General features: G+C 68.9%; 13 protein-coding genes. All 13 read left to right on the plus strand.

From position 1 onward, the window contains the following. The first annotated feature begins 1 nt into the window (after position 1). The 13 genes from BRW65_RS12460 to BRW65_RS12520 all read left to right on the plus strand — a co-directional run bounded on the left by BRW65_RS12460 (position 2) and on the right by BRW65_RS12520 (position 17,700). The gene (locus BRW65_RS12460; RefSeq protein ID WP_073874957.1) at positions 2-481 is read left to right on the plus strand and encodes a GreA/GreB family elongation factor; all 480 of its coding nucleotides are present in this window, start codon (positions 2-4) and stop codon (positions 479-481) included. Positions 482-597: 116 nt separating this feature from the next. Then, positions 598-963: a GtrA family protein gene (locus tag BRW65_RS12465; RefSeq protein WP_139273056.1), complete on the plus strand. Its 366-nt coding sequence runs from the start codon at positions 598-600 to the stop codon at positions 961-963. Between the two features lie 31 nt (positions 964-994). Continuing rightward, positions 995-2,386 (plus strand): FAD-binding oxidoreductase, encoded by a 1,392-nt coding sequence (locus BRW65_RS12470; RefSeq protein WP_073874961.1) that lies wholly within the window; start codon positions 995-997, stop codon positions 2,384-2,386. Then, the gene (locus tag BRW65_RS12475; RefSeq protein WP_073874963.1) at positions 2,387-3,151 is read left to right on the plus strand and encodes a decaprenylphospho-beta-D-erythro-pentofuranosid-2-ulose 2-reductase; all 765 of its coding nucleotides are present in this window, start codon (positions 2,387-2,389) and stop codon (positions 3,149-3,151) included. 2 nt (positions 3,152-3,153) lie between these two features. After that, entirely contained in the window at positions 3,154-5,103 is a 1,950-nt protein-coding gene (locus BRW65_RS12480) for a galactan 5-O-arabinofuranosyltransferase (RefSeq protein ID WP_073874965.1), read from the plus strand. After that, the gene (locus tag BRW65_RS12485; protein WP_073874967.1) at positions 5,103-8,369 is read left to right on the plus strand and encodes an arabinosyltransferase domain-containing protein; all 3,267 of its coding nucleotides are present in this window, start codon (positions 5,103-5,105) and stop codon (positions 8,367-8,369) included. Before BRW65_RS12480 ends, BRW65_RS12485 begins: the two co-directional genes overlap by 1 nt. A 59-nt stretch (positions 8,370-8,428) precedes the next feature. Then, complete coding sequence (locus BRW65_RS12490; RefSeq protein ID WP_073874969.1) at positions 8,429-8,752, plus strand: ArsR/SmtB family transcription factor; 324 nt, start codon at positions 8,429-8,431, stop codon at positions 8,750-8,752. Next, positions 8,749-9,234 (plus strand): SRPBCC family protein, encoded by a 486-nt coding sequence (locus BRW65_RS12495; RefSeq protein WP_073874971.1) that lies wholly within the window; start codon positions 8,749-8,751, stop codon positions 9,232-9,234. Before BRW65_RS12490 ends, BRW65_RS12495 begins: the two co-directional genes overlap by 4 nt. Beyond that, entirely contained in the window at positions 9,231-9,854 is a 624-nt protein-coding gene (locus BRW65_RS12500) for a maleylpyruvate isomerase family mycothiol-dependent enzyme (RefSeq protein WP_073874973.1), read from the plus strand. Before BRW65_RS12495 ends, BRW65_RS12500 begins: the two co-directional genes overlap by 4 nt. A 67-nt stretch (positions 9,855-9,921) precedes the next feature. After that, positions 9,922-13,248, plus strand: a complete 3,327-nt coding sequence (locus BRW65_RS12505) for an arabinosyltransferase domain-containing protein (RefSeq protein WP_073874975.1) — start codon at positions 9,922-9,924, stop codon at positions 13,246-13,248. Further along, positions 13,245-16,472, plus strand: a complete 3,228-nt coding sequence (locus tag BRW65_RS12510) for an arabinosyltransferase domain-containing protein (protein WP_073874976.1) — start codon at positions 13,245-13,247, stop codon at positions 16,470-16,472. Before BRW65_RS12505 ends, BRW65_RS12510 begins: the two co-directional genes overlap by 4 nt. 158 nt (positions 16,473-16,630) lie before the next feature. Then, positions 16,631-17,134, plus strand: coding sequence for a hypothetical protein (locus BRW65_RS12515; protein ID WP_073874978.1), 504 nt, complete (start codon positions 16,631-16,633; stop codon positions 17,132-17,134). Positions 17,135-17,241: 107 nt separating this feature from the next. Next, the gene (locus tag BRW65_RS12520) at positions 17,242-17,700 is read left to right on the plus strand and encodes a hypothetical protein (RefSeq protein WP_073874979.1); all 459 of its coding nucleotides are present in this window, start codon (positions 17,242-17,244) and stop codon (positions 17,698-17,700) included. The last annotated feature ends 74 nt before the right edge of the window (positions 17,701-17,774 follow it).

Raw genomic sequence — 17,774 nt, forward strand, 5'->3', positions numbered from 1 at the left:
CGTGAGCAAGAAGGCGCAATCAGCTGCGGACGCGGCGCGGGAGAACCTGGCCGCGGAGCTGGAGCGGCTGCGGCAGCGGCGGGACCGCCTGGAGGTCGAGGTCCGCAACGACCGCGGCATGGTGGGCGATCACGGCGACGCCGCCGAGGCCATCCAGCGCGCCGAGGAGCTGGTGGGGCTCAGCGACCGGATCAACGAGCTGGACCGCCGGCTGCGGACGGGGCCGTCGGAGCGCGACGCATCGGAGACCCTGCCCGGTGGCACCGAGGTGACCCTGCGGTTCTCGGACGGCGAAGTGGTCACCATGCACGTGATCTCCATAGTGGAAGAGACGCCGGTGGGCCGGGAAGGTGAGACGCTGACTGCGCGCAGCCCCCTGGCCCAGGCCTTGGCCGGACACAAGGCGGGCGACACGGTGACGTACTCCACGCCGGCGGGCGAGGATCAGGTCGAGCTGATAGCGGTCAAGCTGCCCCGCTAAAGCGTCGCGTAGCGTCCCCGGCGCGGCCCGCCGGCCCGGTTAGACTCCCCCCGATGGTTGCCCCGCTGCCCGATGCCGCGCCGCCCAGCCCGCAGTTGAGTCTGACGACACAGGTGATGCGTTTCGTCGTCACCGGCGGCCTGGCGGGGATCGTGGACTTCGGCCTGTACCTGGCGCTGTACAAGGCGGTGGGAGTTCAGGTCGACCTGGCCAAAGCCGCCAGCTTCGTCGTCGGCACCATCACCGCCTACCTGATCAACCGCCGGTGGACGTTCCAGGCGGCGCCCAGCACCGCCCGGTTCGTCGCGGTCATGATCCTCTACGGCATCACCTTCGCCGTGCAGGTCGGCCTGAACCATCTGTGCCTGGCGCTTTTGCACTACCGCGGGTGGGCCATCCCCGTCGCGTTCGTGATCGCGCAGGGCACCGCGACCGTCATCAACTTCATCGTGCAGCGAGCCGTTATCTTCCGCATCCGCTGAGCCACTTGCGCAAGCGGTACCCTCTTTGACGATGTTGAGCACCGACGTTCCGACCACCACCACCCGGCTGATGGGCTTTGGCCGCACCGCGCCGTCGGTGGCCGAGGTGCTCTCCACCCGCGACCCCGAGGTGATCGCCAAGGCCGTCGCCCGGGTGGCCGAATCCGGCGGCCCGAACGGTCGGGGCGTCATCGCGCGCGGACTGGGCCGGTCGTACGGCGACAACGCCCAAAACGGCGGCGGCCTGGTGATCGACATGACCCCGCTCAACCGCATCCACTCGATCAGCGCCGACACCCGGCTGGTCGACGTCGACGCCGGCGTGAGCCTGGACCAGCTGATGAAGGCGGCGCTGCCGTTCGGGCTGTGGGTGCCGGTGCTGCCGGGCACGCGCCAGGTCACCGTAGGCGGCGCGATCGCCTGCGACATCCACGGCAAGAATCATCACAGCGCGGGCAGCTTCGGCAACCATGTGCGCTCGATGGACCTGCTCATGGCCGACGGCACCGTCCGCACCATCACCCCCGACGGTGACGACGCCGAACTGTTCTGGGTCACGGTCGGCGGCAATGGGCTGACCGGGATCGTGTTGCGCGCGACCATCGAGATGACGCCGACGGAAACGGCGTACTTCATCGCCGACGGCGTCGCCACCAAGGACCTCGACGAGACGGTCGCCGTTCACCTCGACGGCAGCGAGGCCAACTACACCTACTCGAGCGCCTGGTTCGATTTGATCAGCCCGCCGCCCAAACTCGGCCGGGCCGCGGTCAGCCGCGGCAGCCTGGCCAAGCTGGACCAACTGCCCGACAAGCTGGCCAAGAATCCGCTGAAATTCGATGCGCCCCAGCTGTTGACGGTGCCGAACGTCTTTCCGGTCAGCGCGATGAACAAGCTGTCATTCATGGCCATCGGCGAGGTGTACTACCGCTTGGGCGGGACCTACACCGGCAAGATCATGAACCTGTCGCAGTTCTACCACATGCTCGACTTGGTCAGCGGCTGGAACAACGCTTACGGCCCAATGGGTTTCGCGCAGCACCAGTTCCTGGTCCCGCCGGACGCGATGGACGAGTTCAAGGCCATCATCCGCTGGATCCAAACCCGAGGCCATTACTCGGCGTTGAACGTGTTCAAACTCTTCGGCCCGGGCAACCGCGCGCCGCTGAGTTTCCCGATGGCCGGGTGGAACGTCGCCATGGACTTCCCCAACAAGCCGGGCATCAACGAGTTCCTCAACGAACTCGACCGGCGCGTACTGGAATTCGGCGGCCGGGTGTACACCGCCAAGGATTCCCGCACGAGCGCCGAGACCTTCCACGCCATGTACCCACGCATCGACGAATGGATCGCGGTGCGCCGCAAGGTGGACCCCGCCGGGGTGTTCGCCTCCGACATGGCCCGACGTTTGGAGCTGTTGTAAATGGTGCTGGACGCCGTGGGAAATCCACAGACCATCCTGCTGCTCGGCGGTACCTCCGAGATCGGGCTGGCCATCTGTGAGCGCTACCTGCAGAACGCGCACGCCCGTATCGTGCTGGCCGCCATGCCCGACGACCCGGGCCGCGACGCCGCCGTCGCCCAGATGAAGGCGGCGGGCGCGCGGTCGGTGGAGCTGATCGACTTCGAGGCCACCGACGCCGACAGCCATCCGAAAACGATCGAGGCGGCCTTTGCCCACGGTGACGTCGACGTGGCGATCGTCGCGTTCGGCATCCTCGGGGACGCCGAGGAGCTGTGGCAGGATCAGCGCAAAGCCGTCCTGGCCGCCGAAATCAACTACACCGCAGCGGTTTCGGTGGGGGTGCTGCTCGGTGAGAAGATGCGCGCCCAGGGCTTCGGCCAGATCATCGCGATGAGCTCGGCCGCCGGGGAGCGGGTGCGGCGATCCAACTTCGTCTACGGCTCCACCAAGGCGGGGCTGGACGGCTTCTATCTGGGCCTCGGAGAGGCGCTGCGCGAGTACGGGGTTCGCGTCCTGGTGATCCGCCCGGGCCAAGTTCGCACCCGGATGAGCGCGCACGTCAAGGAAGCCCCGCTGACGGTGGACAAGGAGTATGTCGCCAACCTCGCGGTGACCGCGGCCGCTAAAGGTAAGGAATTGGTTTGGGCGCCAGGAGCATTCCGTTACGTGATGATGGTGTTGCGACACATTCCCCGGCCCATCTTCCGCAAGCTGCCCATCTGATCATGCGTAACGCGCTGGCCAGTCTCGGCCAGATGGCTTTGGCGGCCGCGGTGGCCGTTGTCGTCGCCGTGGTCTCGCTGGTCGCCATCTCCCGCGTCCAGTGGCCGGCCTTTCCGTCGTCGAACCAACTGCACGCGCTGACCACCGTGGGCCAGGTCGGCTGCCTGGCCGGCCTTCTCGCCGTCGGCTGGGCGTGGCGGCGGTGGCGCTGGCCCGCCCAGCTGGGCGGGCTGGTGTTCGTGTCCGCGTTCACCGTCGTGACGCTGGGCATGCCGTTGGGGGCCACCAAGCTGTACCTGTTCGGCATCTCCGTCGATCAGCAGTTCCGCACCGAGTACCTGACCCGGCTCGCCGACAGCCCCGCCCTGCGCGACATGACCTACATCGGGCTGCCGCCGTTCTACCCGCCCGGCTGGTTCTGGATCGGCGGGCGGGCCGCCGCACTGAGCGGGGCGCCGGCCTGGGAGGTCTACAAGCCGTGGGCGGTCACCTCGATCACCATCGCGGTCGCCGTCGCGCTGGTGCTGTGGTGGCGGATGGTCCGGTTCGAGTACGCGCTCATCGTCACGACCGCGACCGCGGCGGCGACGCTCGCCTACGGCTCGCCCGAACCGTACGCGGCGATGATCACCGTGCTGCTGCCGCCGGTGCTGGTGCTGACGTGGTCGGGCCTGCGCGCTGGCCGACGCGAGTGTCACGCTAGCGTGACGCCCGACGCCGACGGCCACGCTGGCGTGACGGTCGGTGCCGCCAGTGCGACGGTCGACGCACGAAGCGGCTGGGCCGCCGTCGTCGCCGCCGGACTCTTCCTCGGCGGCACCGCCATTTGGTACCTGCTGCTGTTCGGCTTCACCGCGTTCGCGATGGCGCTGATGGGCCTCGCGCTGGCCGGGTCGCGCTGGCGAGAAGGAGGTTTCCGGGCGGCGCTCGACCCGCTGCGCCGGCTTTCCGTCATCGCCGTCATCGCCGCGGCCATCGGCAGCACCACCTGGCTGCCGTTCCTGTTGCGGGCGGTTCGCAGCCCGGTCAGCAACTCCGGCAGCGCGGCCCACTACCTGCCGGCCGACGGCGCCGTCCTGACGTTCCCGATGCTGCAGTTCTCCCTGCTGGGCGCGATCTGCCTGCTGGGCGCCTTGTGGCTGGTGGTGCGGGCCCGGTCATCGGTGCGGGCCGGCGCCCTGGCGATCGGCGTGCTGGCCAGCTATTTGTGGTCGCTGCTGTCGATGCTGACCACGCTGGCGCGCACCACGCTGCTGTCGTTCCGGCTGCAGCCCACCCTGACCGTGCTGCTGGTCGCCGCCGGGGCGTTCGGCTTCGTGGAGGCGGTCAAGGCCCTGGCCCCACGGAGCCGCGCCATACTTCCGGTGGCCGGCGCCGTCGGCCTGGCCGCCGCGATCGCGTTCAGCCAAGACATTCCCGACGTGCTGCGTCCGGACCTCACCGTCGCCTACACCGACACCGACGGCAACGGCCAGCGCGGCGACCGGCGACCGCCCAGCTCGGAGAAGTTCTACCCCGACATCGACCGCACCATCGTGACCGTGACCGGCCGGCCCCGCGACCAGACCGTCGTGATGACCGCCGACTACAGCTTCCTGTCCTTCTATCCCTATTGGGGATTCCAGGGACTGACGTCGCACTACGCCAACCCGCTGGCGCAGTTCGACCTGCGGGCCGCCCAGATCAACAAGTGGTCCAAACTCAAGTCCGCCGACGAACTGCTGCACGCGCTGGACACCTGTCCCTGGCCGCCGCCCACGGTGTTCCTGATGCGCCGCGGCGCGAACGGCAACTACACGCTGCGCCTCGCCGAGGACGTGTATCCCAACCAGCCCAACGTCCGTCGCTACACCGTCGACTTGCGGGCCGCCCTCTTCGACAGCCCGCAGTTCGTCGTCCACAGCGCCGGCCCGTTCGTGCTGGCCATCCGCAAGCCGGTGCCAGGCCGCTGATGAGCACCGACACCTCGCCGCCCGGCGTCGAAGAACTAGCATCTAGCACCGTGACCGACACGGGAGCGAACCACCGGATCGCTCGGTGGGTTGCTATCGTCGCCGGGCTGCTCGGGGCTTTGCTGGCCATCGCCACCCCGCTGCTGCCGGTCAACCAGACCACCGCCGAGCTGAACTGGCCGCAAAACGGCAGGTTCGAAAGCGTAGACGCCCCCCTGATCGGTTACGTGGCGACCGACTTGAACATCACCGTGCCGTGTCAGGCCGCCGCCGGGCTGGCCGGACCGCAGAACGCCGGCAAGACGGTGCTGCTGTCCACGGTGCCCAAGCAGGCGCCCAAGGCCGTCGACCGCGGGCTGCTCATCCAGCGCGCCAACGACTACCTGGTGGTGGTCGTGCGCAACGTCGCGGTGGTGACCGCCCCGCTGAGCCAGGTGCTCAGCCCGGCCTGCCAGCGGCTGACCTTCACCGCGCACGCCGAGAAGGTCACCGCCGAATTCGTCGGCCTGACCCAGGGCCCCAATGCGGAGCACCCCGGCTCGCCACTGCGCGGCGAAAAGAGTGGCTACGACTTCCGGCCCCAGATCGTCGGCGTCTTCACCGACCTGAGCGGGCCGACGCCGGCGGGCCTGAGCTTCTCGGCGACCATCGACACGCGCTACAGCAGTAGCCCTACCGAGTTGAAGATGGCGGCGATGATCCTCGGGGTCGTGCTGACGGCCGCCGCCCTGGCCGCGCTGCACCTGCTCGACACCGCGGACGGCACCCGGCACCGCCGTTTCCTGCCGTCGCGTTGGTGGTCGATCGGCGGGCTGGACGCCTTGGTCATCGCCGTGTTGGTGTGGTGGCAGTTCGTCGGCGCCAACACCTCCGACGACGGCTACATCCTGACCATGGCCCGGGTATCCGAGCACGCGGGCTACATGGCCAACTACTACCGCTGGTTCGGCACGCCGGAAGCCCCCTTCGGCTGGTACTACGACCTGCTGGCGGTGTGGGCCCACGTCAGCACCGCCAGCATCTGGATGCGGTTGCCCACCCTGGCCATGGCGCTGACGTGCTGGTGGGTGATCAGCCGTGAGGTGATGCCCCGCCTGGGGCACGCCGTCAAACAGAACCGCGGCGCGGCGTGGACCGCCGCCGGCATGTTCCTGGCCGTGTGGCTGCCGCTCAACAACGGGCTGCGCCCCGAGCCGATCATCGCGCTGGGCATCCTGCTCACCTGGTGCTCGGTGGAACGTGCGGTGGCCACCAGTCGGCTGCTGCCGGTGGCGGTCGCCTGCATCATCGGCGCCCTGACGTTGTTCTCCGGGCCGACCGGCATCGCCTCGATCGGCGCCCTGCTGGTGGCCATCGGGCCGTTACGGACCATCCTGCACCGCAGGTCCAAACGATTCGGCGCGCTGCCGCTGGTGGCCCCCCTGTTGGCGGCGGTCACCGTCACAGCCATCCTGATCTTCCGCGACCAGACGCTGGCCGGCGAGATCCAGGCCAGCATGCTCAAGCGGGCCGTCGGCCCCAGCCTGAGTTGGTTCGACGAACACATCCGCTACGAGCGCCTGTTCATGCCCAGCCCCGACGGCTCGGTCGCCCGCCGCTTCGCCGTGCTGGCCGTGGTCCTGGCGCTCGCGATCACGGTCGCAATGTCGTTGCGCAAGGGCCGAATTCCGGGCACGGCCGCCGGGCCGAGCCGCCGCATCGTCGGGATCACGATCATCTCGTTCATCGCGATGATGTTCACGCCAACCAAGTGGACCCACCACTACGGGGTGTTCGCCGGGCTGGCCGGGCCGCTGGGCGCGCTGGCCGCCGTCGCCGTGACTTCGGTGGCGATGCGGTCCCGGCGCAACCGCACCATGTTCGCCGCCGTGGTGCTGTTCCTGATGGCCCTGTCCTTCGCCAGCGTCAACGGCTGGTGGTATGTCTCGAATTTCGGTGTGCCATGGTCGAATTCGTTCCCGGCGTGGCACTACGCCTTTGCCACCGCGCTGCTCGGACTGACGGTGGTGGTGCTGCTGCTGGCCGCGTGGTTCCATTTCGTCGATCCCGAGAACGGCGCACCGAAGACCCGGTTGGGGGCGCGGGTCGCTGGAATCGTCCAGTCCCCGTTGGCGATTGCGACGTGGCTGCTGGTCGTGTTCGAGGTGGCGTCGCTGACCCTGGCGATGGTCGACCAGTACCCCGCCTGGACGGTGGGCCGCTCCAACCTCGAGGCGCTCACCGGCAAGTCCTGCGGACTGGCCGAGGACGTGCTGGTGGAACAGGACCCCAACGCCGGCGCGCTGGCGCCGGTGAGCGCCACGGTGGCCGACGCGCTGGGCTCGGGCCTGTCGGAAGCCTTCACCCCCAACGGTATTCCCGCCGACGTCCGCGCCGACCCCGTGATGGAACGCCCGGGCGACCGCAGCTTCATCAACGACGACAGGCTGGTCACCGGTGCGGAGGCCGGCACCGAGGGCGGCACCACCCCGGCACCGGGAATCAACGGTTCGGTCGCCCAGCTGCCCTACAACCTCGACCCCGCGCGCACACCGGTGCTCGGCAGCTGGCGGTCGGGCATCCAACTGCCCGCCCACCTGCGGTCGGGCTGGTACCGGCTGCCCACCCGCGACAGTGCCCGGCCGCTGCTGGTGGTGAGCGCGGCCGGCCGCTTCGACCCCCGCGAGGTTCAGGTCCAGTGGGCGACCGACGAGCAAGCGGCCAGCGGGCATGCCGGCGGGTCGTTCCAGTTATCCGACGTCGGGGCATCCCCGGCGTGGCGCAACTTGCGGTTGCCGCTGTCGGCGATCCCCGCCAACGCCACCCAGATCCGGCTGGTCGCCGACGACGAAGACCTGGCGCCGCAGCACTGGATCGCGCTGACCCCGCCGCGCATCCCGCAGCTGCGCACGCTGCAGGACGTCGTCGGCTCGAAGGACCCGGTGTTCCTGGACTGGCTGGTCGGTCTGGCGTTCCCCTGCCAGCGCCCGTTCGGCCATCAGAACGGCGTCGACGAGACGCCGAAATGGCGCATCCTGCCGGACCGTTTCGGCGCCGAAGCCAACTCGCCGGTGATGGACAACAACGGCGGCGGCCCGCTCGGCGTCACCGAACTGCTGCTGAAGGCGACCACGATGGCGACCTATCTGAAGGACGACTGGTCACGCGACTGGGGTTCGCTGCAACGGTTGACCCCGTATTACGCCGGCGCGCAGCCCGCGCGCCTGCAGCTGGGGACGTCGACGCGCAGCGGCCTGTGGAGCCCCGCGCCGCTGCGCAAGACCTAGAGGCCTCCTGTTCGGCGGGTCTTGCCCCGCCCTGATCGGTAAGTCTACGCTTACCGTTCGTGGCCACTTACCAAAGCGGGGACGTGTGGCTGGCCCTGGCCGACGGCACACGGCGGGCGATTGTGGAACGCCTCGCTCACGGCCCGTCAGCGGTCGGCGATTTGGCCCGCGACCTGCCCGTGAGCCGGCCGGCGGTGTCGCAACACCTCAAAGTGCTCAAGTCCGCAGGGCTGGTGCGTGACCGTGCCGCAGGAACTCGCCGCGTGTACCAGCTCGACCCCACCGGCCTGGAGGCGTTGCGCGCCGACCTGGACCGGTTCTGGACCCAAGCGTTGGCCGGCTACGCCCAAAGAATCGACGAGAGTAAGGGAGAAAGCCTGTGAATCAACGGATATCGAACGTCGCCCACCACGTCGTCGTCAATGCCCCAATCGAGCGGGCTTTCGCCGTTTTCACCGAACAATTCGGCGACTTCAAACCGCGGGAGCACAACCTGCTCGCCGTCCCGATCGCCGAGACGATCTTCGAGCCGCGGGTCGGCGGGCACATCTATGACCGCGGCGTCGACGGCAGCGTGTGCCGCTGGGCGCGGATCTTGGTCTACGAGCCGCCGCACCGCCTGGTGTTCAGCTGGGATATCGGCCCCACCTGGCAAATTGAGTCCGACCCCTCGAAAACCAGCGAGGTCGAGGTGCGGTTCACCGCCGAGTCCGACGAGCGCACCCGGGTAGACCTCGAACACCGCCACCTCGATCGCCACGGTCCCGGCTGGCAATCCGTCGCGGAAGGCATCGACGGCGATGCGGGCTGGCCGCTGTACCTGGATCGCTACGCCCGTCTGCTACCCGCCCGGGACCGGCAATGACGACAAGCCTGATGAGCATGGCCCGCGACGAGCGGGCCGACCTGGCGGAATTCCTGGCCACCCTGACGCCGCAGCAGTGGGAGGCGCCCAGCCTGTGCTCGCGCTGGACGGTCAAAGACGTTGTCGCGCATACGATCAGCTACGAAGAGCTCGGGCCGCTGGGGTTGGCGAGGCGCTTCGCGAAGGGCTGGGTCGTCCGCGCCAACCAGGTGGGCGTCGACGAGTTCGCCGACCTGAGTCCAGAACAGCTGCTCGACTTCCTGCGGGCCCATCTGGAACCACGCGGGTTGACAGCGGGTTTCGGCGGAATGATCGCCCTCCTCGACGGCACCATCCATCACCAAGACATCCGCCGCGCGCTGAACCGGCCCCGCGTCGTCCCCGCCGATCGGCTCGAGCGTGTTCTCGAGCTGGCGCCGGGCAACCCGAGGCTCGGGGCCGGCCGCCGGATCCGGGGGTTGCGGCTGCGCGCCACCGACGTCGATTGGGAACACGGCCACGGGCCGGAAGTCACCGGCCCCGGCGAGGCGCTGCTGATGGCGATGTCCGGCCGCCCGGCGGCGCTCGCCGACCTTGACGGCCCGGGCCTGAACGCCCTGGCCGCCCGGCTCCGCCGCTGACGCCGCGCAGCCCCGCGCGGCCCCGCGTCCTCCGCGGACAAAGCGGCTTCGCTTACGATCGAGCCTCGTGCCCCACGACGGTTTTCAGCGATCGCAGCGGATCCCGCGGTTCGTGGCCGCCGTCGCGGGCATCGTCGGACTGCTGTTGTGCGCGCTCGTCCCGTTGCTTCCGGTGAAGCAGACCACCGCCACGGTGCTGTGGCCGCAGGGCATCGTGGACGGGCACGTCACCCAGATCACCGCACCCCTGGTGTCCGGGGCGCCACGCGCGCTCGACATCTCCATCCCCTGCGCGGCAATCGCGACCCTGCCCGCCAGCGGCGGCCTGGTCGTCTCGACCCTGCCCGCCGGCGGCATCGACGCCGGCAAGGACGGGCTGTTCGTGCGGGCCGACAAGGACCTGGTGGTCGTCGCGTTCCGCGACACCGTGGCCGCGGCCGCGCCGCGGGCGGCGGTCGCGGGCGGGGCCTGCAGCGTGCTGCACGCCTGGGCCAACGCGGGCGCGGCGGGTGCCGAGTTCGTGGGCATGCCGGGCGCCTCGGGCAGCCTGTCCCTGGAGAAGAAACCCCAGGTAGGCGGCATCTTCACGGACCTGAAGGTGCCGCCCCAGCCGGGGCTGTCGGCCCGCATCGACATCGACACGCGCTTCATCACCGCCCCGACCGCCGTCAAGCAGCTCGCGATGGCCGTGGGTGCCCTGGCCGTTCTGACCGCCGTCATCGCGCTCGCCGCCCTCGACCGTCGCAGCCGCGGCGGCGGCACGCTGGTCAATTGGCGGTCGCCGATCGCCTGGCTCTCCCGCTACCGCCCGCGGGCGCGGTGGAGTTCCTGGCGCCGCGTCGGGCTGGCAACCTGGATCGCCGATCTCGGGGTCATCGCGACGCTGCTGGTCTGGCACGTCGTCGGCGCGACCTCGTCGGACGACGGCTACAACCTGACCATCGCCCGCGTCTCCCCGAAGGCCGGCTACATCGTCGATTACTACCGCTACTTCGGTACGACGGACGCGCCGTTCGACTGGTACCTGGGCGTGCTGTCCAAGCTGGCGTCGGTGAGCACCGCCGGGGTGTGGATGCGGTTGCCCGCAACGCTGGCCGGGATCGCGTGCTGGCTGGTGATCAGCCACTGGATCCTGCGCAGGCTGGGCCCCGGTCGGGGCGGCCTGGCGGCGAACCGGGTGGCGGTGTTCACCGCGGGCGCGGTGTTCCTGGCCGCCTGGTTGCCGTTCAACAATGGACTGCGGCCCGAGCCGCTGATCGCGCTGGGTGTGCTGGTCACCTGGATGCTGGTGGAGCGGGCGATCGCGCTGCAACGCCTGGCCCCGGCCGCGGTCGCGATCTTCGTGGCGATGCTCACCGTGACGCTGGCGCCGCAGGGTCTGATCGCCGTCGCCGCGCTGCTGACCGGTTCGCGGGCCATCGCCCGGACGATCCGCCGGCGCCGGGCGACCGACGGGCTGATCGCGCCGCTGGCGGTGCTCGCGGCGTCGCTGTCGCTGATCACCGTCGTGGTGTTCCACGGTCAGACGCTGGCCAACGTCGCCGAGTCGGCGCGCATCAAGTACAAGGTCGGTCCCACGATCGCGTGGTACCAGGACTGGCTGCGCTACTACTTCCTCACGGTGGAGTCCAACCCCGACGGGTCCATGGCCAGGCGGTTCGCGGTGCTGGTGCTGCTGCTGTGCCTGTTCGGGATGCTGGTCATCCTGCTGCGGCGGGGGCGAGTGCCCGGCGTGGCCAGCGGCCCGGCCTGGCGGCTGATCGGCACCACCGCGATCGGCCTGCTGCTCTTGACGTTCACCCCGACGAAGTGGGCGGTCCAGTTCGGCGCCTTCGCCGGACTGGCCGGGGCGTTGGGCGCGGTCACCGCGTTCGCGCTTTCGCGGATCGGCCTGCACAACCGCCGCAACCTGACGCTGTACGTGACGGCGCTGCTGTTCGTCGTGGCGGTGGCGACCTCGGGCGTCAACGGCTGGTTCTACGTGGGCAACTACGGGGTGCCGTGGTACGACATCCAGCCGGTGATCGCGAGCCACCCGGTGACGTCGATGTTCCTGACGTTGTCGATCCTCACCGGGCTGCTGGCCGCGTGGCAGCACTTCCGCATGGACTACGCCGGCCACACCGAAGTCAAGGACAACCGGCGCAACCGGGTGCTGGCGTCGACCCCGCTGCTGGTGATCGCGAGCATCATGGTGGTCGGCGAAGTCGCCTCACTGACCAAGGGCGCGGTGTTCCGCTACCCGCTCTACACCACCGGCAAGGCCAACCTCGCCGCCCTTGCCTCGGGGCTGTCCCCGACGAGCTGTGCCATGGCCGACGACGTTCTTGCCGAGCCCGACCCCAACGCGGGCCTGCTGGCGCCGGCGCCCGGGCAGGCTTTCGGACCCGACGGCCCGCTCGGCGGGGTCAACCCGGTCGGCTTCAAGCCCGACGGCGTCGGCGACGACCTGCGGTCGTACCCCGTGGTGACCAAGCCCGGAGTGGTGAATTCGGACGCGTCGCCCAACAAGCCCAACGCCGCCATGAGCGACTCGGCGGGCACGGCCGGAGGCAGAGGCCCCGCCGGCGTCAACGGTTCCCACGCGGCGCTGCCGTTCGGCCTCGACCCGGCCCGCACCCCGGTGATGGGCAGCTACGGCGAGAATTCGCTGGCCGCCACGGCGACGTCGGCGTGGTACCAGCTGCCGCCCCGCACCCCGGACCGGCCGATCGTCGTGGTGTCGGCGTCCGGCGCGATCTGGTCGTACAAGGAGGACGGCACCTTCACCTACGGGCAGTCGCTGAAACTGCAGTGGGGAGTCACCCGCCCCGACGGCACCACCCAGCCGCTGGCCGAGGTGCAGCCGATCGACATCGGCCCCGAGCCGGCGTGGCGCAATCTTCGGTTCCCGCTGACCTGGGCGCCGCCCGAGGCCAACGTCGCACGCATCGTTGCCTACGACCCGAATCTGAGCTCGGATCAGTGGTTCGCGTTTACGCCGCCGCGGGTGCCGGTGCTGCAAACCCTGCAGCAGCTGATCGGGTCGCGCACCCCGGTGCTGATGGACATCGCGACCGCCGCGAACTTCCCGTGCCAGCACCCGTTCTCCGAACACCTTGGCGTGGCGGAACTTCCGCAATACCGCATCCTGCCCGATCACAAGCAGACGGCGTCGTCGTCGAACGGGTGGCAGGCCAGCGAGGCCGGCGGTCCGTTCCTGGTCACGCAGGCGATGCTGCGCACCTCGACGGTCGCGACGTATCTTCGCGGCGACTGGTATCGCGACTGGGGCTCCGTGGAGCAGTACTTCCGGCTGGTGCCGGCTGACCAGGCGCCCGACGCCGCGATCGAACAGGGTGTGATGACAGTGCACGGCTGGAGCCGGCAGGGACCGATTCGGGCGCTGCCATGAGCGTCACGGCCGTGAACAACCGCGAAGACAACGTGACCGCCCGTCAAGACGTGCGCACGACGCGCTGGGTCGCGACGATCGCCGGGCTGATCGGCTTCGTCCTGTCGGTCGCGACGCCGTTGCTGCCCGTCGTGCAGACCACCGCCACCCTCAACTGGCCGCAGGGCGGTCAATTGAACAGCGTTACGGCTCCGTTGATTTCGCTGACCCCGGTGGACGTGACGGCAACCGTGCCGTGCGCGGTGGTGGGCGCCCTGCCGCCGGACGGTGGGGTCGTCCTGAGCACGGCGCCCAAGAAGGGCAAGGACGCCGCGCTGAACGCGTTGTTCGTCGTCGTCAACGCCAAACGCGTCGACGTCACCGACCGGAATGTGGTGATCGCTAGCGCGCCGCGCGACCAGGTCGCCTCCCCACAGTGTCAGCGCATCGAGATCACCTCGACGAAGGCCGGCGCCTTCGCCACCTTTGTCGGACTGAACGATTCGGCCGGCAGGCCGATCGGTGGCGGTTTCCCCGACCCGAACCTGCGGCCGCAGATCGTCGGGGTGTTCACCGACCTGACCGGCCCCGCCCCGCCAGGCCTGAAACTGTCGGCCACGATCGACACCCGATTCTCCACCACCCCAACGACTTTGAAGCTGACCGCGATGGTGCTGGCCATCGTGTCCACCATCGTCGCGCTGATCGCGTTGTGGCGCCTGGACCAGTTGGACGGGCACCGGATGCGCCGGCTCATCCCGGCGAACTGGCGCACCTTCACCCTGGCCGACGTCACCGTCATCTTCGGGTTCCTGCTGTGGCACGTGATCGGGGCGAATTCGTCCGATGACGGTTACATCCTGGGCATGGCCCGCGTCGCCGACCACGCCGGCTACATGTCGAACTACTTCCGTTGGTTCGGCAGCCCGGAGGACCCGTTCGGCTGGTATTACAACCTGCTCGCGTTGATGACCCACGTCAGCGACGCCAGCCTGTGGATGCGGCTGCCGGACCTGATCGCGGGAATCGTCTGCTGGCTGCTGCTTTCGCGTGAGGTGCTGCCCCGCCTGGGGCCCGCGGTCGCCGGCAGCAAGGCGGCGAACTGGGCGGCGGGCATGGTCCTGCTGACCGCGTGGATGCCGTTCGACAACGGCCTGCGCCCCGAGCCGATCATCGCGGTCGGTTCGCTGATCACCTATGTGTTGATCGAGCGCTCCATGCGTTACAGCCGGCTGACGCCCGCCGCGCTGGCGGTCATCACCGCGGCGTTCACCCTCGGCGTCCAGCCCACCGGATTGATCGCGGTGGCCGCGCTGGTCGCCGGTGGCCGGCCGATCCTGCGCATCCTGGTCCGCCGGCATCGGCTGGTGGGCACCTTGCCACTGGTGGCGCCCATGCTGGCGGCCGGCACGGTCATCCTGACCGTGGTGTTCGCCGATCAGACGCTGTCAACGGTGTTGGAAGCCACCAGGATTCGCACCGCCATCGGGCCCAGCCAGGCTTGGTACACCGAAAACCTGCGCTACTACTACCTGATTCTGCCCACCGTCGACGGTTCGCTCTCACGGCGCTTCGGGTTCCTGATCACCGCGCTGTGCCTGTTCACCGCCGTGTTCATCATGTTGCGGCGCAAGCGGGTTCCGGGCGTGGCCCGCGGTCCGGCGTGGCGCCTGATGGGCGTCATCTTCGGCACCATGTTCTTCTTGATGTTCACCCCCACCAAATGGGTGCACCACTTCGGGCTGTTCGCCGCGGTGGGCGCGGCGATGGCCGCGCTGACGACGGCGCTGGTGTCGCCGAAGGTGCTGCGCTGGTCGCGCAACCGCATGGCGTTCCTGGCGGCGGTGCTGTTCATCCTGGCGCTGTGCTTCGCCACCACCAACGGCTGGTGGTACGTCTCCAGCTATGGTGTGCCGTTCAACAGCAGCATGCCCAAAATTGGCGGAATCTCAATCAGCACAATATTTTTCGCGCTGTTTGTGATCGCCGCGGTGTATGCGGCGTGGTTGCACTTCGCCGACACCAGCCACGGCGAGGGCCGCCTGGCCCGCGCGCTGACGGCTGCGCCGATCCCGCTGGCGGCCGGCTTCATGGCGCTGGTGTTCGTGGCGTCGATGGTGGCGGGCATCGTGCGTCAGTACCCCACCTACTCCAATGCCTGGGACAACCTGCGCGAGTTCAGCGGAGGCTGCGGCCTGGCCGACGACGTGCTCGTCGAGCCGGACAGCAACGCCGGCTTCATGGCTCCGCTACCCGGCGATTACGGTCCGCTGGGGGCGCTCGGAGGCACGAACCCAACGGGATTCAGCCCCAACGGCGTCCCGGACCGCACGCTGGCCGAGTCGGTCAAGGAGACGTCGGTGCCGCAGCCGGGCACCGATTACGACTGGGACGCGCCGCTCAAGCTGACGACGCCCGGCATCAACGGATCGACGGTCCCGCTGCCGTACGGCCTTAACCCCGCTGAAGTTCCGCTGGCCGGCAGCTACACGACCGGGGCGCAACGGCAGAGCAGGCTCACCTCCGCGTGGTATCAGCTGCCGAAAGCGGACGAGGGGCACCCGCTGGTGGTCGTGACCGCGGCGGGCACCATCGCCGGCAACAGCATCTTGCACCACCACACCAGCGGCCAGACGGTCGAGCTGGAATTCGGCAGGCCCGGTCCCGGCGGATCCGTGCAGCCGGGCGGCAGGCTGGTGCCCTACGACCTCTATGGCGAGCAACCCAAGGTGTGGCGCAACCTGCGCTTCGCGCGCTCCGAGGTCCCCGCCGACGCCGTCGCCGTGCGACTGGTCGCCGAGGACCTGTCCCTGACGCCAGACGACTGGGTCGCGGTCACCCCGCCGAGGGTGCCGGAACTGCGCTCGTTGCAGGAGTACGTAGGTTCGACGCAGCCGGTGCTGATGGACTGGGCGGTCGGGTTGGCCTTCCCGTGCCAGCAGCCGATGTTGCATGTCAACGGGGTCACCGAGATCCCGCGGTTCCGCATCACTCCGGACTACAACGCCAAGAAGCAGGACACCGACACGTGGCAGGACGGCGTCAACGGCGGCCTGTTGGGCATCACCGATCTGCTGCTGCGGGCCCATGTGATGTCGACCTATCTGTCGCACGACTGGGGCCGGGACTGGGGATCGCTGCGCAAGTTCGACACCATCGCCGACGCCCAGCCCGCGGAGCTCGAGCTGGGCACGGCGACCCGCAGCGGTTGGTGGTCTCCCGGGCCGATCCGCATTAAGCCCTAGGGATTTTTAAGCGCCTTTTTTGCGCAATTCGTCAGCCGCCTAATAAGTGGAGAAATTGACGATTGAGTAATTGCCGAAAAATGGTTTGATTTCGCCGCATTCGGGTTAATACCTAACCGCTGTGATCCAGTTCACACGGGGGGAAACGGGTAGGGCCCATGTACACGCTGAGACGTATCCGAACATGTGCGGCGCTGATTGCGGTGGTGACCACCGGGGCGATGACGTTCGGCGTCCAGGCCCACGCCGAAGGGGGCACCACAGTGGTGCTGGACAACTATTTGCGGCGCTGCGATTTCAGCCGCGTCGGCGTGGCCCCCAAGGTGCCGAGCCCGATGCTTGGCACCGGCTTCGCGGTGATCCGTACCGCCGGGTCGAAAGCGGTCGCCGAGGTGCACCTGTACGACGAGCCCGAGCCCGGCGCCCACTTCGACGTCGGGCTGATCCAGATGCCCCGGCCGTCGTCGAGCACGTGCGGGCCGGGTGACCCCGGCACCGCTTTCTCCGGCATGGATATCGATGCGGCGGGCACTGGTACAACGACCGTGCAAGACACCATTCGCCCCGGCACGACGGGGGTGTGGGTGATTATCGAGCGGGCCAACGCTAACTCGCAAAATCCGGCGGAGTTCTACACATCGGAGTTCGTCGCGCCGGTATAACCACGCCTTTGGGAAAGGCAGTGCCTTAAGTCCCTATCTCGACGCCGCGGTCGAGTGCTCCGATAAAGGGGTCGCCGCGTCGCCGGCGTCGGATGAAAGGTACGGCAATGGACACTTCCGCACAGTCGACACGCTTTTTCTGCCGCGTGCTCGGTCCCTTCCTTGTCGTCGTCGATGTGACGGCGGTGGCGCGCGCCGCGGACATGCAGTCGCTGCTGTCGCAGTTCGAGGCGAATTCGATGTGGACCTTCGTGACCGGCGCCTTCATCTTGCTGCTCGGCCTGAGCATCGTCGCGGCGCACCAAAGCTGGCGCGGCGCCGCGGCGGTCACCGTTTCCCTACTCGGCTGGCTGATCGTGCTGCGCGGGTTGCTGTTGGTGGCCTTTCCCAAGTTCTTCGCCACGCTGGCCAACGACATGATCGGCGCGCAGGGCTGGTGGATCACCCTGTGCGTCGTCTTCGCCCTGGTCGGTTTGTACCTGACCTACGTCGGTTGGGTGCCGGCGCCGGAGCGCCCGACATCGCGGGCGGCGGCGGTCAACCCGGACCTGCCGCGAGCGGCGTGAGCGAGACGGGGTCGACGCCGCACCGGCCAATTCGGCGCGAAGACTCGGAGGACCGCACCGGCGCCATCGGCAGC

It is taken from the genome of Mycobacterium paraffinicum (genome assembly GCF_001907675.1).
GTDB classification, from domain to species: domain Bacteria; phylum Actinomycetota; class Actinomycetes; order Mycobacteriales; family Mycobacteriaceae; genus Mycobacterium; species Mycobacterium paraffinicum_A.